Genomic DNA, 20617 nt, shown 5'->3' with positions numbered 1-20617 from the left:
ATGGCGACATGACCGTCATCAAAATCAACGCGATCACCGTCGAGGCCGGCAGCGGCGACGAGCTGGCCCACCGCTTCGCCAAGCGTGCCGGCGCCGTGGACGGCGCCGAGGGTTTCGAGGGCTTCGAGCTCCTCAAGCCGACCGACGAGCGGACGCAGTGGCTGGTCGTCACCCGCTGGCGCGACGAGGAGTCGTTCCAGGCGTGGCTCGCCTCCCCCGCATTCGGCCACGGCCACCGCAGCGAGCAGGAGCGTCAGGGCGGCGACGCCCCGAAACCGGTCGGCGTGAGCAGCGAGGTCTGGAACTACGAGATCGCCGTCACCAACTGAGGCTCAGTAGCGCGCGCCGGCGGTCTGCTCGCCGAGCGGGTCGAGCTCGGCGAGGTCCTCGGCACCGAGACTGACCTCCAGCGCGGCGACGTTCTCCTCCAGGTAGGCCGTCCGCTTGGTGCCGGGGATCGGCACGATCGGGACGCCGAGGCGATCGGCCTGCGCGTACACCCAAGCCAGCGCCACCTGACCGGGCTTGACCCCGAGCCGATCGGCCACCGCCACCACCCGAGCGACGATCTGCTCGTTGGTGTCGCCGGCCGCGCCGGTGAAGCGGGGGTTGCGGGCGCGGAAGTCCGTCGTCGGCAGCGAAGAGCGGTCGAGCGTCCCGGTGAGGAAACCACGTCCCAGCGGCGAGAACGGGACGAGCCCCACGCCGTGCTCGCGCATCGCGCCCAGCACCGTCGTCTCGGGGTCACGGGTGAAGATCGAGTACTCGCTCTGGACCGCCGCGATCGGGTGGACGGCGACGGCACGTCGCAGCAGGTCGTCGTCCACCTCGGACAGCCCGAGGTGACCGACCTTGCCCTCGGCCACCAGCTCGGCCATGGCTCCCACCGTCTCCTCGATCTCGGCATCGGCCGGCGGGCGGTGCATGTAGTAGAGGTCGATGTGGTCCACGCCGAGGCGGACCAGCGAGTCCTCGCAGGCCTTCTTCACGTAGCCGTGCGTGCCGCGCGTGGTGCGCTGGTCCCAGCCCAGGGTGAGGTCGATGCCGAACTTGGTGGCGAGCTGCACCTCGTCGCGGCGGCCGACGATTGCCCGTCCGACCAGCACCTCGTTGTGCCCGACGCCGTAGATGTTCGCGGTGTCCAGGAAGGTGACGCCGAGGTCCAGGGCCCGGTGGATCACGGCGATCGAGGTGTCCCAGTCGCCCTTGCCGTAGCTCTGGCTCATGCCCATGCAGCCCAGACCCTGCGCGGAGACGGTGAGGCCGGGGGCCAGTTCGGTGGTGGGGATGCTCATGACATCGACGGTAGGCCTTCAGCGCCACTCCAGCACGAGCCCGAGCGCCTCGGGGTCGGCGTCGATGCTCAGCTGATCGTCCGAGTCGAGCTCGAGCCAGGCTCCGGCGAGCAGCGGGTCGGTGGATTCGATCGAGTACCCGTCGCGCAGCGCGAGGAACAGCGCCGGTCCGCAGACCGGGGCAGCCCGACGGACGTCGACACCGACCCCGGCCACCACGGCGGGCAGCGACGTGGTGCTCACCGAGGGCGTCGCTTCCCCGAGGACGGTGATCTGCAGGAACCGGAGCGGGTCGGAGTCCGACGCGTTCGTCTCGGTGTGCCGTATCCCGTCGCCGGTGGACTGGACGAGGGCCGTGCCGGGCGAGACGAGGCGCACCTCGCCGTGGGTGTCCTCGTGACGCAGGGTTCCCTCTAGAACCCAGCTGACAATGTGCACGCCGCGATGGGCGTGCCAGTCGAATCCCGCTCCCGGCGCGACCAGGTGCTCGTCCACCCCGATGACCGGCCCGAAGGAGATCAGGTCGGGGTCGTAGAACGGACCCGCCGACAGCACATGACGCGACGAGATGCCCGGCTGCTCGGAGCGTCCCCGCTCGTCGCGACGGAGGCTCACGGGCGCACCGCGTGGTCCGCGGTCCAGGCAAGGAGCTGCTCGCGGGACCAGGTGTTGACGATGGACTCGACCGGCACCCCGCAGCGCGCGGCGCGCTCGCAGCCGTTGGCCTGCCAGTCGAGCTGGCCGGGGGCGTGGGCGTCGGTGTCGATGGACGTCAGGCACCCGGCCTCGACGGCCAGGCGCAGCAGCCGCTTCGGCGGGTCGAGACGCTCGGGTCGGGAGTTGATCTCCACGGCCACCCCGAACTGCGCGCAGGCGGCGAAGACCAGCTCGGCGTCGAACTGCGACTCGGGACGGGTCCCCCGGCCGCCGGTGACGAGGCGTCCGGTGCAGTGGCCGAGGATGTCGGTGTGCCGGTTGGCCACCGCCGCCACCATCCGCGGCGTCATCTCGTCGGCCGGCATCTTCAGCTTCGAATGGACGCTGGCCACGACCACGTCGAGCCGCTCCAGCAGGTCGAGGCGCTGATCGAGCGTGCCGTCGTCGAGGATGTCGACCTCGATGCCGGTGAGGATGCGGAAGTCGCTCCCCTCCGCGGCGTAGCGCTCGTTGAGCCCGGCCACCACGTCGAGCTGCTGCTCCAGCCGCTCGGGCGAGAGCCCGTTGGCCACGGTCAGCCGCGGTGAGTGGTCGGTCAGCACGACGTACTCGTGACCCACCCGCCTCGCCGTCTCGGCCATTTCGTCGATCGGTGAGCCGCCGTCGGACCAGTCCGAGTGGGTGTGGCAGTCACCGCGCAGCGCGGCCCGGATCGCCGCGGTGGCCTCGTCCAACGGCTGGTCCTCGGTCGCCTGCAGCCGGCGCAGGTACACCGGGACCTCGCCCTGCAGCGACTCGGTGACGCAGAGCGCCGTCACCTTGCCGACACCGGTGAGCTGCTGCAACGTCCCCTCGGCCGCCCGGGACTCGACCTCGCCGGCCGGCAGATCGGCGACGACAGCGGCCGCGGTGCGGAAGGCCTTGACCCGGTACGTGGGCTCGCGGGCGCGTTCGAGCAGGAAGGCGATCTCGCGCAGATCGGCCACCGGGTCTCGCGCCACGCCGTCGAATCTAGCCCGACGTGGCACGCTGGCCGTCGTGGTCATGGACGCCGATACCCCGGCCGCGACGCGGCGCGCCGGAATCCGGCCGTCCTCCATCCGCGCCATCGAGCAGGCCACCGGCCGGCTCGCGACGCAGAGCGTGGCCATGATGGACGAGCAGCTCGCCTGGTTCCGGGCCCTGCCCTCGGACCAGCGCTCCTGGGTGACGCTGGTGGCGCAGTCGGGACTGCAGGGTTTCGTCGAGTGGCTCCGCAGCCCGGACGACGTGTTGCACCTCTCCGGCGGGGTCTTCTCGGCCGCACCCACCGCGATGGCGAGGTCGGTGACGCTGCAGCAGACGGTGGAGCTCGTCCGCACCGCGATCGCCGTGGCCGAGGCCAACCTGCCGACGCTCGCCGACCCGGCCGACGTGGACCTCGTCCGGGAGGAGCTGCTGCGCTTCAGCCGCGAGATCGCCTTCGCCGCCGCCCGCGTCTACGCGACGGCGGCGGAGAACCGCGGCTCCTGGGACCGCCGGCTCGAGGCGCTCGTCATCGACAACCTGGTCAGCGGCACCGTGGTCGGCGATCCGTTGCAGACCCAGTTGGCCGCCCTGGGCTGGCGCGAGACAGGGCCAATCTTCGCCATCGTCGGCGCGGCACCGGAGGGACCGTCGGACCTCATCCTCGCCGCCGCTCACTCGCGCACCCGCCGCTTCGGCGCCGATCTGATGGCCGGTATCCACGGCGACCGGCTGGTCGTGGTGGTCGGCGGCGTCGGAGACGCCGAGGGGACCGCCGCCATCGCCGCGCAGCTGCTCCCGGCCTTCGGCGACGGTCCGGTCGTCATCGGTCCGCACGCCCCGGACATCGAACACGCCCCCACCGTCACCCGCGCCGCGCTGAGCGGACTGCGGGCGGTCGCCGCCTGGCCGGCGGCCCCGCGACCGGTGCAGGCCGACGCGCTGCTTCCCGAACGCGTGCTGGCCGGCGACGCGGACGCCCGGGCGCAGCTGCTGCACGACGTCTACGAGCCGCTGGTCGAGGCCGGCAGCTCCTTGGTCGACACGGTCGCCGCCTTCCTCGACGCCGGCGGTGCCCTGGAGGCCACGGCGCGGGCCCTCTACGTCCACGCCAACACGGTTCGGTACCGGCTCAAGCGGGTGGCCGAGGTCTGCGGGGAATCACCGACCGATCCACGGGGGGCGCTGGCCCTGCGCCTCGCGCTGGCCCTCGGCCGCCTCGGGCTGGAGTGACCCCGTTGCGTGAAACGCTGAGTTAACTGACAACCAAATGCGACATCCGGGCGGCAATGTTTCCGTGACATTTGCAGGATTCCTACAACTGCGATGGGGCATCCCTGTGGGTGTCGCGGTCGCCACGGCCGGCCCGGGAGGACGATGCTGACGGGGTGATCGCCGTCTTCGCGCCCGGCCAGGGCTCCCAGTCGCCCGGCATGCTCGCCCCCTGGCTGGAGCTGCCCGGCGTGGCAGCGGAGCTGGCCGACTTCAGCGAGGCCACGGGCCTGGACCTCGTACGCCTCGGCACCACTGCCGACGCCGACGAGATCAAGGACACCGCGGTGACGCAGCCGCTGCTCGTCGCGCTGGGCGTGATCGCGGCCCGGCAGCTCGGGCTGGACCAGCCCGGCGAGCGCGTCGTCGCCGGCCACAGCGTGGGCGAACTCACCGCCGCCGCGGTCTCCGGCGCCCTCACCCCGCGTGACGCCGTCGCCTTCGCCGCCCGCCGCGGCGCCGAGATGGCCGCGGCCTGCGCCCTCACCCCCACCGGCATGTCCGCGGTCCTGGGTGGCGACGCCGAGGAGGTCGTCGCCGGCCTCGAGGCGGTCGGTCTCACGCCCGCCAACCGCAACGGCGCCGGTCAGATCGTCGCGGCCGGGGCGTTGGACGACCTCGCGAAGCTCGCCGCCGAGAAGCCCGGCGGCGCCCGCTCGGTGAAGCCGCTCGCCGTCGCCGGCGCCTTCCACACCCATTACATGGCACCGGCCGCCGAGGCGCTCGAAGCCTTCGTCAGCGGCGTCGCGGTCCGGCATCCGCGGCCGATCCTGCTCTCCAACGCCGACGGAGCCGCCGTCACCACCGGCCCGGACCTCATCGCCCGCCTGGTACGACAGGTGACCCTGCCCGTGCGCTGGGACCTCTGCCTGCGCTCCTGCGCCGACCTCGGCGTCACCGCGGCGCTGGAGCTCGCTCCCGGCGGCGTGCTCACCAACATCGCCAAGCGCGAGCTCAAGGACGTCGAGCTGCTCGCCATCAAGACGCCGGACGACCTCGAACGCGGTCGCGACCTGGTGGCCAGCCGGCCGCAGCACGGTCAGGGCGAGCACACGCCGGAGTTCCGCGTCGTGGTGGCACCGGTCAAGGGCGTCTTCACCCGTGCCGAGGGAGTCGCCGAGGACGCCGTCGTGACCGTCGGCGCGCAGCTCGGCACCATCCGCACCAACCAGGACGAGCACGTCGTCATCGCGCCGAGGGCCGGCCGGCTCACCGAATGGCTCCGCCACGACGGCGACATCGTCCCCGCCGGCCTCCCCGTCGCCCGCCTCTCGAACGGGGTCGACGCCTGATGGCGACGCTGCTGACCACCACCGGCCCGGAGCACACCCGCATCCTGGGGCTCGGTCACTACCGACCGCGCAACGTCATCACCAACCACGACCTCATCGCCCGCGGCGTCGACACCGACGACGAGTGGATCAAGACCCGGGTCGGCATCAGCGAGCGGCGCTGGGCCGACCCCGACGAGACCGTCGTCGACATGGCCGAGCAGGCAGGCGCCAAGGCCCTCGCCGCCAGCGGCGTCGCCACCGACCAGGTCGACCTCGTCTTGGTCGCCACCTGCACCATGCCCACCCCCGTCCCCGCCGCGGCGCCGCAGCTGGCCGACCGGTTGGGCATCCGCTCCCCCGGCGCCTACGACGTCAACTCGGGCTGCTCCGGATTCGTCTACGCACTGAACGCCGCCTCGGCGGCGGTGCGCGGCGGGCAGGCGCGGCACGTCCTCGTGGTCGCCGCCGAGCGCTTCTCCGGCTGGCTGGACATGACCGACCGGTCGACCTGCATCATCCTCGGCGACGCCGCCGCGGCCGCCGTGGTCGGTCCCGCCGACGAGCCCGGCTTCGGCCCCGTCGTCTGGGGCAGCGCCGGCGACCAGTTCGACACCGTCTCCATCGACGAGGAGTCGCGCTTCTTCCGCCAGGAAGGACAGGCCGTCTACCGGTGGGCCACCGGCAGCATGGCCCCCGTCGGGCTGGAGGCCTGCGCCCGCGCCGGCGTGGACCCGGCCGAGATCGCTGCTTTCGTCCCGCACCAGGCCAACCTGCGCATCATCGAGGCGCTCGCCCGCCGGATCGGCCTGCCGAACGCCGTCGTCGCCCGCGACATCGTCACCTCGGGCAACACCTCGGCGGCCACCATCCCGCTCGCGCTCTCCCGCATGATCGAGCACGGCGAGGTCGCCTCCGGAGCGCCGGTGCTGCTACTCGGCTTCGGCTCGGGACTGGCCTACGCCGGCCAGGTCGTCCGCTGCCCGTGAGGCACCACCCCCTAGTTTGAGCACGTCCGCGTTTATCCATCAGAAGGGAACCACCGCTGTGCCCAGTGCCGACGAGGTCCGTACCGGACTCGCCTCGATCCTCGCCGAGGTCGCCGACGTCAAGCCCGAGGACGTCTCCGACGACAAGAGCTTCGTGGACGACCTGGACGTCGACTCGCTGTCGATGGTCGAGGTCGCCATGGAGGCCGAGACCCAGTTCGGGGTGAAGATCCCCGACGAGAAGCTCTCGGATCTCAAGACCGTCAAGGACGCCGTCGACTACATCGTGGCGAACGGCTGACATGACCTCCAGCGCACACACCGCTGCCGATACCGTCGTCGTCACCGGTCTGGGCGCCACCACTCCGCTCGGCGGTGACGTGGCGACGTTCTGGGCCGGCCTGCTCGAGGGCCGGTCCGGCGTCGCCGCGATCACCGCCGACTGGGCGGCCGACCTGACGGTGCGGATCGCCGCGCCGATGGCCGTCGACCCCACCGAGATCATCCCCCGCGTCCGCGCGCGCCGCCTCGACCGCAGCGAGCAGGCCGCCCTGGTCGCCGCCGGCCAGGCGTGGGCCGACGCCGGCTTCGAGGGCAAGGCGGCCGACGCCGGCCTGGACCCGACCCGCGTCGCCGTCGTGATCGGCACCGGCATCGGCGGCGTGACGTCGCTGCTGAGCCAGTACGACGTGCTCAAGGAGAAGGGGCCGGGCAAGGTCTCGCCCCTGCTCATCCCGATGAACATGCCGAACGGTTCGGCCGCCTACGTCGGCCTCGAACTCGGCGCGCAGGCCGGCGTCCACACCACCGTCAGCGCCTGCGCCTCCGGCGCCGAGGCGATCGCCCACGGCCTGGACCTGATCCAGCTCGACCGCGCCGACGTCGTCGTCGTCGGCGGCACCGAAGCCTGCATCCATCCGCTCAACATCGCCGGTTTCGCGCAGATGCGCGCTATGAGCACCCGCAACGACGATCCGCAGGCCGCCTCGCGCCCTTGGGACAAGGGACGCGACGGTTTCGTGCTCGGGGAGGGCGCCGGCGTGCTGGTGCTGGAGCGCGAGTCGTCCGCGCGTGCCCGGGGCCGCGAGCCCTACGCGGTCCTCGCGGGCGCCGGCATCACCTCCGACGCCTACGACATCGTCCAGCCCGACAAGAACGGCCAGATCCGGGCGCTCGAGATCGCCGTGCGCCGCGCCGGGCTCACCCCGGAGGACATCGTCCACGTCAACGCGCACGCCACCTCCACCCCGGTGGGGGACATGGGTGAGGCCACCGCGATCGCCGAGCTCTTCGGCAGCGGCACCGTCGTCACCAGCACGAAGTCCATGACCGGCCACCTGCTCGGCGCTGCCGGCGCCATCGAGGCCATCGCCACCGTCCTGTCGGTGAAGAACGACGTCGTCCCGCCGACGATCAACCTCGACGACCCCGACGACGAGCTGAAGATCGACGTCCCGCGCGAGAAGCGCGAGATGTCGGTGACGGCTGCCATCAACGACTCCTTCGGATTCGGTGGCCACAACGCGTCCCTGGTGTTCCGGAAGGCCTGACATGACCGCTGTTGCCACTACCCCCAGTCCGCCCGAGATCGACCCGCGCGATCCCGTCCTGCGTCTGGAGAAGCTCTTCGACGCCGGCACTGTCGAGCTGCTCAGACCCCGCGACAGCAGCGGTGTCGTCGCTGCGCGGGGTCGGGTCAACGGCTCGCCCGCGACGGCGTTCTGCACCGACGCCACCGTCATGGGCGGTGCCATGGGCGACGAGGGGTGCCGGCACATCGTCGACACCATCGACACCGCGCTGCGCGAGCGTGTGCCGGTCATCGGGCTGTGGCACTCCGGCGGTGCCCGGCTGGCCGAGGGCGTGCTCGCCCTGCACGCCGTCGGCCAGGTCTTCCAGGCCATGATCCGGGCGTCGGGTCGCATCCCGCAGATCTCGGTCGTGCTCGGCCCCGCCGCCGGCGGCGCCGCCTACGGTCCCGCGCTCACCGACATCGTGATCATGTCCACCGGCGGTCGTGTCTTCGTCACCGGGCCGGACGTGGTCCGCTCCGTCACCGGCGAGAACGTCGACATGGAGTCCCTCGGCGGTCCCGACACGCACGGTCGGCGCAGCGGTGTCGTCCACGTGGTCACCGACGACGAGGACGCCGCGATCGCGGCAGCCCAGTCCACCACCTCGCTGCTGGCGCGACAGGGCTCGTTCGACATCGCGCAGGTCGGACCCGGTCAGGACCTCAGCGCACTGCTGCCCGAGAACCCGAAGCGGGCCTACGACGTCCACCCGCTCGTCGCCTCCATCCTCGACGAGGGCGGCTTCCTGGAGCTGCACGCCAAGTGGGCGCCCAACATCGTCACCGGGCTGGGACGCCTCACCGGCCGGACCGTCGGCGTCATCGCCAACAACCCGCTCCGGCTCGGCGGCTGCCTGGACTCCCCGTCGGCGGAGAAGGCCGCACGCTTCGTCCGGATGTGCGACTCCTTCGGCGTGCCGCTCGTCGTCCTCGTGGACGTGCCGGGTTACCTGCCCGGCGTCGGGCAGGAGTGGGACGGCATCGTGCGACGCGGGGCGAAGCTGCTGCACGCCTTCGGTGAGTCGGTGGTGCCGCGGGTGACGCTGGTGACCCGTAAGACCTACGGCGGCGCCTACATCGCCATGAACTCCCGCTCGCTCGGCGCGACCCGCGTCTTCGCCTGGCCCGGCGCCGAGGTGGCGGTCATGGGCGCGTCGGCCGCGGTCGGCATCCTGCACCGCAAGAAGCTGGCGGCGGCCCCGCCCGGCGAGCGCGAGGCGCTGCACGCCGAACTCGCCGCGGAGCACGAGCGCATCGCCGGCGGCGTCGGCCGCGCCATGGAGCTCGGCGTCGTCGACCAGCTCATCGACCCGGCCACCACCCGCGCGGCCCTCGCCGAAGCCCTCGCCGCCGCCCCGTCGGCCCGGGGCGCGCACGGCAACATCCCGCTGTAGATCCCCGCTGTCGTCCTCGCAGTGGCGATTGCTCGCCTACGAGATGTGATCAACTCCCACTTTCCGTCGCTGGCACGGCGGAAAGTGGGAGTTGATCACGGCGGGAGAACGGTTGCAGGCGGGAGGGCGGCTGCCTTTGCCTCGGACTTGATGTCGCCGCCGATGGTCAGCCGACGTGGTGCAGCAGCGTCACCGGGGCGCCGTCGCCGCCGAGGCGGTACGGCTCGAGCTCGGCGTCCCAGGCGGTGCCGAGCAGCTCGGTGAGGCCGTGGCGGTAGTCCTCGACGGTGCGGGCGCGGCTCAGCAGGCCGCGCAGGCGCTCCTCCCCCACGACGACGTCCCCGGAGGCGGAGACGGCGCTGCGGTGGAAGCCGCGGCCGGGGACGAAGGCGAGTCGCTCGCCGTCGCTGATCGAGGTCGCGTCCTCGGTGATCTCGAAGACCAGCATCGGCCAGGCCCGCAGCGACGCCGCGAGTTTGGCGGCGGTGCCCACCGGTCCGGACCAGGTGAGCTCGGCGCGCAGGTGCGACGGGGCAGCGGGCTGCCCCACCCATTCCAGGCGGACGGGCCGGTCGAGGACGCCGGCCAGCGCCCATTCCACGTGCGGCGCGAGCGCAGAAGGGCAGCAGTGCATGAAGACGACGCCACGCGTCTTCGGCATGGCAGAACCCGACCCGGTGCGGGCAACAGACATCGCACACCTCCCTAACTCGACGGCGACGCCTTCCCCAGCGGTCCGACTTCGTGAGAGGTGCGAGACCCCATTGTGACCCATGCGCCCTGTGATGCGCCAGTGCAAGGTGTGATCGATGTGAATTGGACCTTCGCGGTGCGGCCGCGAGCCGAACGGGTAGGCCACCAGGGACGCACCATGTCCGCGAGAGGAAACGCCGTGCCCGAGAACAGCTCGTCCACCGACTCCGTCGTCATCGTCGGAGGTGGTCTCGCCGGCGCGAAGGCGGCCGAGGCCCTCCGCGAGAACGGCTTCACGGGAACCGTCACCCTCCTCGCGGCCGAGGACGAGCTCCCCTACGAGCGACCGCCGCTGTCGAAGGACTACCTCGCCGGCAAGGGCGGCTTCGCCGACGCGGTGGTCCACGACCGCGACTGGTACACCGAGCACGAGATCGACCTGCGGACGGGGACGGAGGTCGTCGCGGTTCGCCGGGACACCTCGGAGGTCGAGCTCGCCGACGGTTCCCGACTGCCCTACGGATCGTTGGTGCTCGCCACCGGCTCCGAACCGGCCGTCCCGCCCCTGCCCGGCGCGGGATCCGCGCTCTACCTGCGCACCCACGCCGACGCCGACAAGCTGAAGGACGTGCTCGGCGAGGGCAAGCGGGTCGTGGTCGTCGGTGGCGGCTGGATCGGTCTCGAGGTCGCGGCTGCCGCGCGCGGGGCCGGTGCCGAGGTGACCGTCCTGGAATCCGCCGAGTTCCCGCTGCTCGGCGTCCTCGGGCGGGAGATGGCCGCGGTCTTTGCCGAGCTGCACCGGGACAACGGTGTCGAGCTGCGGACCGGCGCCGAGGTCGCGGAGATCCTGACCACCGACGACCGGGCCGTCGGGGTTCGGCTGGCCGACGGCGAGCAGCTGGACGCCGACGCGGTCGTGGTCGGCGTCGGCGCCCGTCCCCGGCTCGACGTCGCGCGTTCGGCCCTGCTGGAGACCGGCAGCGGCGTCCTCGTCGACGCGTCCCTGCGCACCAGCGATCCGTCCATCTTCGCCGTCGGCGACATCGCCGAGCAGGACCACCCCGTCCTCGGCCGGCGAGTGCGCGTCGAGCACTGGGCCAACGCGCAGAACCAGGGCACGTTCGTCGGCGAGCAGATCGCAGGGAAGACGAAGGACGGCGGTTACGACCGGCTGCCGTACTTCTACAGCGACCAGTTCGACCTCGGCATGGAGTACGTCGGCGAGGCGAAATCCGGCAGCTACGCGCGCGTCATCGTCCGCGGCGACCTGCCGGGCCGGGAGTTCGTGGCCTTCTGGCTGGATGCCGGGGACCGCATCCTCGCGGCGATGAACGTCAACGTCTGGGACGTCGGCGACGACATCAAGCCGCTCATCGCGAACGGGACGCCGGTGGACGTCGACAAGCTCGCCGATCCGGAGGTCGCGCTCACCGACGTGGCCGCCTGAGCGCGACTGGCGTCAGCTCTCGGTCGCCAGCCGGATGCCGAAACCGATGAGGACGGTGCCGGCGACGATGTCGAGACGTCGCTTGACCCGCTCGCGGGAGAAGAGCTCGGTCACCTTGCCGGCCAGCAGCACCAGCGGCAGCTGGTAGGCGAGGTTGAGCGCGATGAAGATAGCGCCGAAGAGCAGCAGCGTCGCCGTCACCGGGGCGCCGACCGGGACGAAGGCCGGCAGGAACGTCACGAAGAAGACGCCCACCTTGGGGTTGAAGAGGTTGCTGAGCAGCCCGGCCCAGTAGCCCGAGGCGCCGAACCGACGCCGCGGCGCCGGCTCGTCCGCCGCGTCGAGCACGGAGCCGCGCGACCGCCACGACTGCACCCCGAGCCAGACGAGATAGACCGCGCCAACGATCCGCAGCGTGGTGTAGGCGACCTCGCTGGCCCGTAGCAGCGCCGACAGACCGAGGACGGCGGCGGTGATCCAGACGGCGAGCCCGGTCTGGATGCCGAGCACGGTCGCCACGCCCAGCCGGCGTCCACCCCGGACGATGTTGCGGATGATCACGAGGGTGTCCGGCCCCGGCAGCAGCACCAGGAAGGCGGCGGCGAGGGTGAAGGAGCCGACGGCGACGAGCATGAGCTCACGATAGGTGCGCCGTCAGCCCGGTTTCGAGGTCGTCGGTCCCCCGTCGGTCGGGAGTCAGTCGGCGAGCGCGGTCAGCACCCGTCCCAGCGGTGCCTCGAGCTTCAGCTCGGCGAGGGGGTCGCCGCGGGTCTCGCCCTGGTTGACGATGGCGACCGGGATCGCCAGCTTGGCCGCGCGCCGGACGAAGCGGAGCCCGGACATCACGGTCAGCGACGAGCCGAGGACGAGCACCGCGCGAGCGCGCTCGACCAGGCCGAAGCAGAGCTCCACCCGCGGCTTCGGCACGCTCTCACCGAAGAAGACCACATCAGGCTTGACGAGATCGGATCCGCACCGGGCGCAGGGCGCGATCCGGAACGTCTCGACCTCGGCGTCCGCGAGCTCGGCGTCGCCGTCGGGGTTGATGCGCGCGACACCGGCGACGAAGCCGGGGTTGGCCTCGGCCAACCGATCCCCGAAGGACGCCCGCGTCTCGCGCAGCCCACAGGCCAGGCAGACGACGAGGTCCAGGCCGCCGTGCAGCTCGATGACGTCACGGGCGCCTGCGGCCTGATGCAGGCCGTCGACGTTCTGCGTGATGACGGCGTCGAGCAGGCCGCGCTGCTGCAGCCGGGCCACGGCGCGGTGCCCCTCGTTGGGCCGGGCGTCGGCGATCTGCCGCCAGCCGAGGTGGCTGCGAGCCCAGTAACGCTGCCGCGCCTCGGCCGAGCCCACGAAGGCCTGGTAGGTCATGGGCTCACCGGACCGGGTCGCGCCGGTCGGCCCGCGGTAGTCCGGGATGCCCGACTCGGTGGACAGCCCGGCACCGGAGAGGACGACCACGCCACCGGCGTGGACCAGCTCGCGCAGCGCGGCGAACTGGTCGGTCGGGGTGGTCACGACGTCGGGCATCACACCATGGTGCTACTCGTCGGCCAGCACTCGCCCGTAGCGGTCCTGCACCCGCTTGCGCAGGGCCTCGTCGCTGCGCGACGCCGGCTGGATGAAGATCTCGTCCAGGAACGGCCACTTGGCCCGCATGTCGCGGTCGAGCCGCCCGCACGCCAGCTCCATCTGGCCGCCGGTGGTGGTGTCGACGAAGTCGACCCGGGCGCAGAGCAGGACGCTGTCGACACCGGTGAGCATGGTGAGCACGTCGACGACATCGTCGACCTCGGGCTGCTCCTCCAACCAGAGCTCGGCCTGCCGCACGAAGCGACGGTCGGCCTGCTTGCCGACGAGCAGGCTCTCGCAGGCCCGCGCCAGCGTCAGGCAGACGGTGAGCAGCAGCAGGCCGATGGCGATCGAGGCGAGGCCGTCCCAGAGTTCGTTGCCGGTGAGCTGGTGCAGCGCCACGCCCATCGCGGCGAGGGCGAGCCCGGTGATCGCGGCGCTGTCCTCGAGCAGCACGCTGTTGACGGTGGGGTCCCGCGGCGTGCGGACGTAGTCGGTGAGCGAGAGCTTCAGCCGACGGGTCTCGCCGCGCATCTGCTTGGCCGCCTGCCGCAGCGAGATGCCCTCCAGCACGGCGGCGAGCGCCAGCACCGGGTAGTTGATCCAGAGGTCGCCGGTGCTCTCCTCGGGACCGGTGATGGTCTCGTAGCCCTGGTAGAAGGAGAAGATGGCCCCTGCCACGAAGATGCCGACCGCGGCGATGAGGGACCAGAAGTAGCGTTCCTTGCCGTAGCCGAACGGATGGCTGCGGTCGGCGGGTTTGGCCGAGCGCTTCTGCGCGACGAGCAGCATGATCTCGGTGATGCAGTCGCCGACCGAGTGCGCCGCCTCGGAGAGCAGCGCGCTGGAGCCGCTGATGAGACCGGCGGCCAGCTTGAGGATGCCGACACCGGCGTTGGCCGCGAGTGCGAGCAGCACGGTGAGCGAGCTCTCGCCCTGGTCGGACTCGTTCGGCGCCACCGGCGCCTCGATGGCGCTGGACGACGACGATTCACGCTGACTCACCTGCGCAGGTTGCCCTGCCTGCTGCCGCGCTTACCCGTGTCGGATGTGCCCGGACCCGGTGTCGCCCGAGAACCCGGCAAGAGCCGGTCGTCACGCCGGTATCGGGGGTCGTCGGTGGGTCCGGCCCGGTTGAATAGGCTGTGCGCTTCGCCTCGCAGCGGAATGCTCCGCGGTCACGCGGCATTTGCACCCGTGGCTTCACCGCACGACCTGCCCGTCCGTCCCGTCCCGCCGCAGGAGGACCCACGAGATGAGCTCCGCCCCGGGCTACGAGCTGTCCCACCTCGACCGCCTCGAGTCCGAAGCCGTCCACATCTTCCGCGAGGTCGCCGCGACCATCGAGAAGCCGGGGCTGCTGTTCTCCGGCGGCAAGGACTCGGTCGTCATGCTGCACCTGGCGGTGAAGGCCTTCTGGCCGGCGCCGGTGCCCTTCCCGGTGATGCACGTCGACACCGGGCAGAACTTCGACGAGGTCATCGCCTTCCGCGACCGCACCGTCGAGCAGCACGGGTTGCGACTGATCGTCGCCAAGGTGCAGGACGACATCGACGCCGGCCGGGTGACCGAGATCGGCGGCCCCCTCGGTCCTCGCAACCAGCTGCAGACGGTGAGCCTGCTCCGCGGCATCACCGAGAACGAGTTCGGCGCCGTCTTCGGCGGCGCCCGCCGTGACGAGGAGAAGGCACGGGCCAAGGAGCGGGTCTTCAGCTTCCGCGACGAGTTCGGCCAGTGGGATCCCCGCAACCAGCGTCCGGAGCTGTGGAGCCTCTACAACGGCCGGCACCGCAAGGGCGAGAACATCCGCGTCTTCCCGCTGTCGAACTGGACCGAGCTGGACATCTGGTCCTACATCGAGGCCGAGGGGATCGAGCTGCCCGACCTCTACTACGCGCACAAGCGCGAGGTGGTCGAGCGCGACGGCATGCTGCTCGCCGTCAACCGCTTCATCTCCCCCACCGGCGACGAGCAGCCCTACGAGGCCACCGTCCGGTTCCGCACGATCGGTGACGCGACCTGCACCGGGTGCGTCGAGTCCGACGCCGCGACCGCCGCGGACGTCGTCGCCGAGGTCGCCGCCGCGCGGTTGACCGAGCGTGGCGCCACCCGCGCCGACGACCGCATCAGCGAGGCCGGCATGGAAGACCGCAAGAAGGAGGGTTACTTCTAATGAGCCAACTCCTGAGGCTGGCCACCGCCGGCTCGGTGGACGACGGCAAGTCGACCCTCATCGGACGGCTGCTCTACGACTCGAAGGCGATCTTCGAGGATCAGCTTTCGGCGGTGGCCAAGACCAGCGAGTCCCGGGGCCAGGCGGCACCGGACCTCGCGCTGCTCACCGACGGGCTGCGCGCCGAGCGCGAGCAGGGCATCACCATCGACGTGGCGTACCGCTACTTTGCGACGCCCAAGCGCAAATTCATCATCGCCGACACGCCGGGACACACGCAGTACACCCGCAACATGGTCACGGGTGCCTCGACGGCCGATGTCGCGATCATCCTCATCGACGCGCGCAACGGCGTCCTTGAGCAGTCGCGCCGGCATGCCTTCCTCGCCGCACTGCTGGGGATCCCGCACCTGATCGTCTGCATCAACAAGATGGATCTGGTCGACTTCTCCCAGGAACGCTTCACCGAGATCCGGGCGGAGTTCCAGCGCTTCGCGACCAAGCTCGAGGTCAGCGACCTGCAGTTCATCCCGATCTCGGCGCTCACCGGCGACAATGTCGTCGAGCGCAGCGCCGCGATGCCCTGGTACACCGGCTCCTCGCTGCTGCACCACCTCGAGGACGTCCACATCGACTCCGACCGCAACCTCATCGACGTGCGGTTCCCGGTCCAGTACGTGATCCGGCCGCAGCAGACCGCGCGCACCGCCGGCGCTCACGGCGAGGTGGACCTGCACGACTTCCGCGGCTACGCCGGCACCATCGCCGGCGGTGTCATCCGTCCCGGCGACGAGGTGACGGTCCTCCCCTCGGGCTTCACGACCTCCGTCACCAAGGTCTGGGCCCCCGGCGGCCGACCGCTGGCCGAGGCGAGCGCGGGGCAGGCCGTCACGCTGGAGCTGGCCGACGACATCGACATCGCCCGCGGCGACCTCATCTGCCGGCCGCACAACCGGCCGCACGTCGGTCAGGACGTCGACGCGCTCGTCACCTGGATGACCGGCGAGTCCGAGCTGACGCCGGGTGCTCGTTACGTCGTCCAGCACACGTCGCGCTCGACCCGCGGCGTGATCCGGGACCTCGACTACCGCCTGGACGTCAACACCCTGCATCGCGACGAGGCCGCCACCTCGCTCAAGCTGAACGAGATCGGGCGCATCCGGCTGCGCACGCAGCAGCCGCTGATGTTCGACGCCTACCGCCGCAGCCGCGACACCGGCAGCTTCATCCTCGTCGACGAGGCCACCAACAACACCGTGGCCGCCGGCATGATCACCGGGCCGAGCCAGCAGAACTCGCAGGTCGTCTGGCACAGCGGTTCCGTGCAGCGTGACGAGCGAGCCACCAAGGGCATGACGGTCTGGCTCACCGGGCTCTCCGGGTCGGGCAAGTCGAGCGTGGCCGCCGAGGTCGAGCGGCGCCTGGTCGCCTCCGGCCGGCCGGCGTACCTGCTCGACGGCGACAACCTGCGCCACGGCGTCAACGCCGGTCTCGGCTTCTCCGCCGACGACCGCGCCGAGAACGTGCGCCGCACCGGCGAGGTGGCCAAGCTCTTCGCCGACGCCGGTCTGGTCGCCGTCGTCTCGCTCGTCAGCCCGTACGCCGCCGACCGGGAACGGGTCCGCGCCGCGCACGCCGAGGCCGGCCTCACCTTCGTCGAGGTCTTCGTCGACACACCCCTGGCCGTCTGCGAGCAGCGCGACCCCAAGGGCATGTACGCCAAGGCCCGCGCCGGCGAGATCCGCAACTTCACCGGCATCGACGACCCCTACGAAGCGCCGGACTCGCCGCACCTGCGGCTGCGGCCGGAGGACGGCGACGCCGCGGCCCAGGCCGCGCTCGTCCTCGACGTCATCGAGCGGCTGGACTGAGCCGGTGAGCGAGTCCGACGTGCGGCTGGCGGCCCGGCTAGCCGAGCAGGCCGGGGCGCTGCTGCTGCAGCTGCAGCGCAGCTCGGGGCTGACCGGCAAGGAGCTCGGCGCCCGCGGTGACCGCGACTCCAACGAGCTGCTGCTGCGCGAGCTGGCGGCGGCCCGTCCGGACGACGCCGTCCTCTCCGAGGAGTCGGCGGACTCGGCGGCGCGGCTCTCGGCCGACCGGGTGTGGATCATCGACCCGCTGGACGGCACCCGCGAGTACGGCATGCCGGGGCGGCCGGACTGGGCGGTGCACGTGGCACTGTGGCAGCGCGGTCGCGACGGGAAGGCCGACGGCATCACCGACGCCGCGGTGGCCCAGCCCGCCCTGGACGTCGTCTACGCCAGCGATACAGCCAGCGATACAGCCAGCGATACAGCCAGCGATACAGCCAGTGACACCGTCAGCGACACCGGGGCGAGCACCGGCGGCGACGCCCTTCGCTTCCTGGTCAGCGACAGCCGCCCGCCGGCGTGGGCCGCCCCCGTCGCCACGGCCCTCGGCGGCGAGCTGACCCCAATGGGGTCGGCCGGAGCCAAGGCGATGGCCGTGCTGCGGGGCGAGGCGGCCGGCTACCTGCACGCCGGCGGGCAGTGGGAGTGGGACTCCGCGGCGCCCGTCGGGGTCGTGCTGGCCGCCGGCCTGCACGCCAGCCGGATCGACGGCACCCCGCTGCTGTACAACCGCGAGCACCCCTACCTGCCGGATCTCGTGATCTGCCGGCCCGAGCTGGCCGAGGCCGTCCTCGCCGAGATCGCCACCGCGTCCGGGCACTGAGAATCCGTTGCGCGAGCAACCTGTGGTGTCGATGTGCAGCCGAATTCGCGGTGCCGCTGTCGGTGGCTCGGGTTAGGTTCGTCAGTGCATCAGCTCGCCCAAGCCTGTGGCGAGCCCACCAGGGGCCGGCTCTCGCCGCCCGGGGAGCAGTGACGTGACCGCAACCGACGCCGCGGCGGGCGGCAGCCAGCCGGATCAGCCGCCGGCCCTCTACGACGCGCGCCCTGCTGGCGGCGGCCAGCGGCGCCCGGCACGCATCGAGGCCGACAGGGCGACGCAGATGAGCGTCGACACCGTGGAGTTGGACGCCATCAGCGCGCAGGTCCGGGTCAGCGGCGAACTGGACATGGGCACCTCCGCGCCGCTCTGGGCCGTCCTGGACAGCCACCTGCGCGCCGGCCGCCGCTTCGTGCGGCTCGACATGTCCGGCGTGACCTTCCTCGACGCCACCGCCCTCACCGGCATCGTCTCCGTCCACGACCGGCTCCTGGCCGCCCGCGGGACGCTCGTCGTCAACGGCGTCCGGGATCTGGTCGCCCGCGTGCTGCGCATGACCGGCCTGGACGAGGTGCTCTTCGTCGGTGGCCCCCGCGCCGACCGTGACACCGAGCATGCGCGGGACCTCAGCGCCGCCCTCGCCGACCAGCCCGACGCCGGTTCCCCGCTGCATCTGGTCTGAGCGCTCGACCGGCCGTCGGCCGTAATTGACGACGACCGTTGTCAGATTTAGGGTCGCGGGCAAACGTGTGACCCATGCCATTCACAGAGCCCGGAGCCAGGATCCGCCCATGCCGACCGCGCCCACCTTCACCCAGGCGTTCCAGGACACCGTCGCCGCGCATCCACACGCGCTGGCACTGAGCAGCCCCGACGACTCGGTGCGACTGACCTGGCGGCAGTACGCCGCGCGCGTACGAAACCTCGCCGAGGGGCTGGCCTCCCTCGGCGTCAACCGCGGCGAGACGGTGGGGCTGATGCTCACCAACCGCGTCGAATTCCACCTCGTCGACACCGCGACACTGCACGCCGGCGGCACGCCCTTCTCGATCTACAACACCCTCGCCCCCGAGCAGATCGCGCATCTGTTCGGCAATGCCGGCAACCGGGTGGTGGTCTGCGAGGCACAGTTCCTGCCGCAGATCCGCGCCGCGATCGAGCACGGGGAGACGGCGGTGGAGCACCTCGTCGTCCTGGACGGCGCGTCGGAGGGGACGATCGGGTTCGACGAGCTGGAGAGTCGCACGGCCGAGGGTTTCGACTTCGAGGCCTGCTGGCGGGCGGTGCAGCCCGAGGACGTGCTGACGATCATCTACACCTCCGGGACGACGGGGCCGTCCAAGGGCGTGGAGCTGACCCACGCGAACCTCATGGCCGAGCTCTCCTCGACCCTGCCGGTGTCGCAGCCGGGGCCGGGTGACGTGATCATCAGCTACCTGCCCGATGCCCACATCGCGAACCGGTGGGGTGCCCACTACACCAGCATCGCCAGCGGCATGCAGATCGTGGCGCTGCCGGACATGAAGCAGATGGTCGCGGTGCTGCCGAAGGTGCGTCCGACGCTCTTCGGCGCGGTGCCGCAGGTCTGGTACAAGCTCAAGGCCGGCATCGAGGCCCAGCTCGCGGCGGAGAAGTCGCCGGTGAAGCGGAAGCTGGCGGGATGGGCCTTCGATGTCGGCCGCCGGCGGGCTCGGCTGCGTTCGGACGGTGCCCCGGTGCCGCGTGCGCTCGCCATCCGGGCCGAGCTCGCGGACAAGATCGTCTTCTCGAAGGTGCGCGCCAAGCTGGGACTGGACCGCGTCCGCTTCGCCGCCACCGGCGCCGCCGCCATCGACCCCGAGGCGCTGGAGTTCGTCCTCGCCCTCGGCCTGCCCTGCTGCGAGATCTGGGGCATGTCGGAGCTGTCGTGCGCGGCCACCATCAACCCGCCGGAGGCGATCCGCATCGGCACCGTCGGCAGGGCGCTGCCGAACGCCGAGCTGCGCATCGCCGAGGACGGGGAGCTGCTCGTCCGCGGTCCGCTGGTGATGAAGGGCTATCGCAACGAGCCGCAGAAGACGGCGGAGGCCATCGACGCCGAGGGCTGGCTGCACACCGGCGACATCGCCTCCATCGACGCCGACGGCTACGTCCGCATCGTCGACCGCAAGAAGGAGCTGATGATCAACGCGGCCGGCAAGAACATGTCCCCGGCCAACATCGAGGGCACGCTCAAGGTCAGCTCGCCGCTGGTCGGCTCGGCTGTCGCGATCGGTGACGACCGCCCCTACGTCGTCGCGCTGCTCACCCTCGATCCGGACGCCGCCGCAGCCTTCGCTCAGCAGCACGGCCTCACCGACCCGTCACCGAAGGCGCTGGCGGCCGAGCCCGCGGTGCGGGCCGCGCTGGACGACGCCGTCGCGACGGCCAACCAGCGGCTGTCACGGGTGGAGCAGATCAAGAAGTACGCGATCCTGCCCGACGTCTGGGAGCCCGGCGGCGACGAGATCACCCCGACGATGAAGCTGAAGCGCAAGCCCATCGCCGGCAAGTACGCCGACCGCATCGAGGAGCTGTACGGCTCGGGACGCTAGCGTCTGGCG

General features: G+C 71.6%; 20 protein-coding genes. 13 read left to right on the top strand and 7 right to left on the bottom strand.

Going from position 1 to position 20617, the window contains the following annotated elements; all coding sequences use genetic code 11:
* The first annotated feature begins 8 nt into the window (after window positions 1-8).
* Entirely contained in the window at window positions 9-329 is a 321-nt protein-coding gene (locus AC0NZQ_RS13970) for an antibiotic biosynthesis monooxygenase family protein (protein ID WP_474530468.1), read from the top strand.
* A 3-nt stretch (window positions 330-332) separates the two neighbouring features.
* Here the strand turns inward: AC0NZQ_RS13970 and AC0NZQ_RS13965 are convergent, their stop codons facing one another.
* The 3 genes from AC0NZQ_RS13965 to AC0NZQ_RS13955 are packed head-to-tail and all read right to left on the bottom strand — an operon-like array spanning window position 333 to window position 2998.
* Complete coding sequence (locus AC0NZQ_RS13965) at window positions 333-1295, bottom strand: aldo/keto reductase (RefSeq protein WP_474530466.1); 963 nt, start codon at window positions 1293-1295, stop codon at window positions 333-335.
* An 18-nt stretch (window positions 1296-1313) separates the two neighbouring features.
* On the bottom strand, window positions 1314-1910 hold the full coding sequence (locus AC0NZQ_RS13960) for a pirin family protein (protein WP_474530465.1): 597 nt from the start codon (window positions 1908-1910) through the stop codon (window positions 1314-1316).
* Window positions 1907-2998 (bottom strand): PHP domain-containing protein, encoded by a 1092-nt coding sequence (locus AC0NZQ_RS13955; RefSeq protein ID WP_474530464.1) that lies wholly within the window; start codon window positions 2996-2998, stop codon window positions 1907-1909. The genes AC0NZQ_RS13960 and AC0NZQ_RS13955 overlap by 4 nt, the downstream gene beginning before the upstream one ends.
* On the opposite strand from AC0NZQ_RS13955, the gene AC0NZQ_RS13950 reads away from it, so the two are divergent.
* The 6 genes from AC0NZQ_RS13950 to AC0NZQ_RS13925 all read left to right on the top strand — a co-directional run bounded on the left by AC0NZQ_RS13950 (window position 2997) and on the right by AC0NZQ_RS13925 (window position 9456).
* A complete protein-coding gene (locus tag AC0NZQ_RS13950) occupies window positions 2997-4190 on the top strand; it encodes a PucR family transcriptional regulator (RefSeq protein ID WP_474530463.1) in 1194 nt (397 codons plus the stop codon). The genes AC0NZQ_RS13955 and AC0NZQ_RS13950 overlap by 2 nt on opposite strands.
* Before the next feature lie 155 nt (window positions 4191-4345).
* Window positions 4346-5521 (top strand): acyltransferase domain-containing protein, encoded by a 1176-nt coding sequence (locus AC0NZQ_RS13945; RefSeq protein WP_474530462.1) that lies wholly within the window; start codon window positions 4346-4348, stop codon window positions 5519-5521.
* Window positions 5521-6489 carry a beta-ketoacyl-ACP synthase III gene (locus AC0NZQ_RS13940; protein ID WP_474530461.1) on the top strand — a complete coding sequence of 323 codons (969 nt, stop codon included), beginning with the start codon at window positions 5521-5523 and terminating at the stop codon, window positions 6487-6489. Before AC0NZQ_RS13945 ends, AC0NZQ_RS13940 begins: the two co-directional genes overlap by 1 nt.
* 58 nt (window positions 6490-6547) lie before the next feature.
* On the top strand, window positions 6548-6790 hold the full coding sequence (locus AC0NZQ_RS13935) for an acyl carrier protein (RefSeq protein WP_474530460.1): 243 nt from the start codon (window positions 6548-6550) through the stop codon (window positions 6788-6790).
* A 1-nt stretch (window position 6791) separates the two neighbouring features.
* Window positions 6792-8039, top strand: a complete 1248-nt coding sequence (locus AC0NZQ_RS13930) for a beta-ketoacyl-[acyl-carrier-protein] synthase family protein (RefSeq protein WP_474530459.1) — start codon at window positions 6792-6794, stop codon at window positions 8037-8039.
* 1 nt (window position 8040) lies between these two features.
* Window positions 8041-9456 (top strand): acyl-CoA carboxylase subunit beta, encoded by a 1416-nt coding sequence (locus AC0NZQ_RS13925; RefSeq protein ID WP_474530458.1) that lies wholly within the window; start codon window positions 8041-8043, stop codon window positions 9454-9456.
* Between the two features lie 166 nt (window positions 9457-9622).
* Here AC0NZQ_RS13925 and AC0NZQ_RS13920 read toward each other — a convergent pair whose 3' ends face one another.
* Window positions 9623-10117: a DUF3145 domain-containing protein gene (locus AC0NZQ_RS13920; RefSeq protein ID WP_474530457.1), complete on the bottom strand. Its 495-nt coding sequence runs from the start codon at window positions 10115-10117 to the stop codon at window positions 9623-9625.
* Between the two features lie 210 nt (window positions 10118-10327).
* On the opposite strand from AC0NZQ_RS13920, the gene AC0NZQ_RS13915 reads away from it, so the two are divergent.
* A complete protein-coding gene (locus AC0NZQ_RS13915; protein ID WP_474530456.1) occupies window positions 10328-11596 on the top strand; it encodes an NAD(P)/FAD-dependent oxidoreductase in 1269 nt (422 codons plus the stop codon).
* A gap of 12 nt (window positions 11597-11608) precedes the next feature.
* On the opposite strand, the gene AC0NZQ_RS13910 is transcribed toward AC0NZQ_RS13915, so the two are convergent.
* From AC0NZQ_RS13910 to AC0NZQ_RS13900, 3 genes are all read right to left on the bottom strand, one after another.
* Window positions 11609-12229 (bottom strand): LysE family translocator, encoded by a 621-nt coding sequence (locus AC0NZQ_RS13910; protein ID WP_474530455.1) that lies wholly within the window; start codon window positions 12227-12229, stop codon window positions 11609-11611.
* Between the two features lie 63 nt (window positions 12230-12292).
* Window positions 12293-13129, bottom strand: coding sequence for an NAD-dependent protein deacetylase (locus AC0NZQ_RS13905; protein WP_474530453.1), 837 nt, complete (start codon window positions 13127-13129; stop codon window positions 12293-12295).
* Between the two features lie 12 nt (window positions 13130-13141).
* Window positions 13142-14176 carry a cation diffusion facilitator family transporter gene (locus AC0NZQ_RS13900; RefSeq protein WP_474530451.1) on the bottom strand — a complete coding sequence of 345 codons (1035 nt, stop codon included), beginning with the start codon at window positions 14174-14176 and terminating at the stop codon, window positions 13142-13144.
* Window positions 14177-14426: 250 nt separating this feature from the next.
* Between AC0NZQ_RS13900 and cysD the strand changes: the two genes are divergently transcribed.
* The 5 genes from cysD (at window position 14427) to AC0NZQ_RS13875 (ending at window position 20608) form a co-directional block, all read left to right on the top strand.
* Window positions 14427-15344 (top strand): sulfate adenylyltransferase subunit CysD, encoded by a 918-nt coding sequence (gene cysD / locus AC0NZQ_RS13895; RefSeq protein ID WP_474530450.1) that lies wholly within the window; start codon window positions 14427-14429, stop codon window positions 15342-15344.
* Window positions 15344-17215, top strand: a complete 1872-nt coding sequence (gene cysN / locus AC0NZQ_RS13890) for a sulfate adenylyltransferase subunit CysN (protein WP_474530448.1) — start codon at window positions 15344-15346, stop codon at window positions 17213-17215. Before cysD ends, cysN begins: the two co-directional genes overlap by 1 nt.
* A gap of 4 nt (window positions 17216-17219) precedes the next feature.
* Window positions 17220-18038: a 3'(2'),5'-bisphosphate nucleotidase CysQ gene (locus AC0NZQ_RS13885; protein ID WP_474530447.1), complete on the top strand. Its 819-nt coding sequence runs from the start codon at window positions 17220-17222 to the stop codon at window positions 18036-18038.
* 154 nt (window positions 18039-18192) lie between these two features.
* Window positions 18193-18717: an STAS domain-containing protein gene (locus AC0NZQ_RS13880; protein ID WP_474530446.1), complete on the top strand. Its 525-nt coding sequence runs from the start codon at window positions 18193-18195 to the stop codon at window positions 18715-18717.
* Between the two features lie 109 nt (window positions 18718-18826).
* Window positions 18827-20608: an AMP-dependent synthetase/ligase gene (locus AC0NZQ_RS13875; protein ID WP_474530445.1), complete on the top strand. Its 1782-nt coding sequence runs from the start codon at window positions 18827-18829 to the stop codon at window positions 20606-20608.
* The last annotated feature ends 9 nt before the right edge of the window (window positions 20609-20617 follow it).

Source organism: Jatrophihabitans sp. sgz311053, from assembly GCF_056135305.1.
The sequence above is the reverse complement of the archived record's forward strand: the minus strand, read 5'-3'. Positions and strand labels throughout refer to the sequence as shown.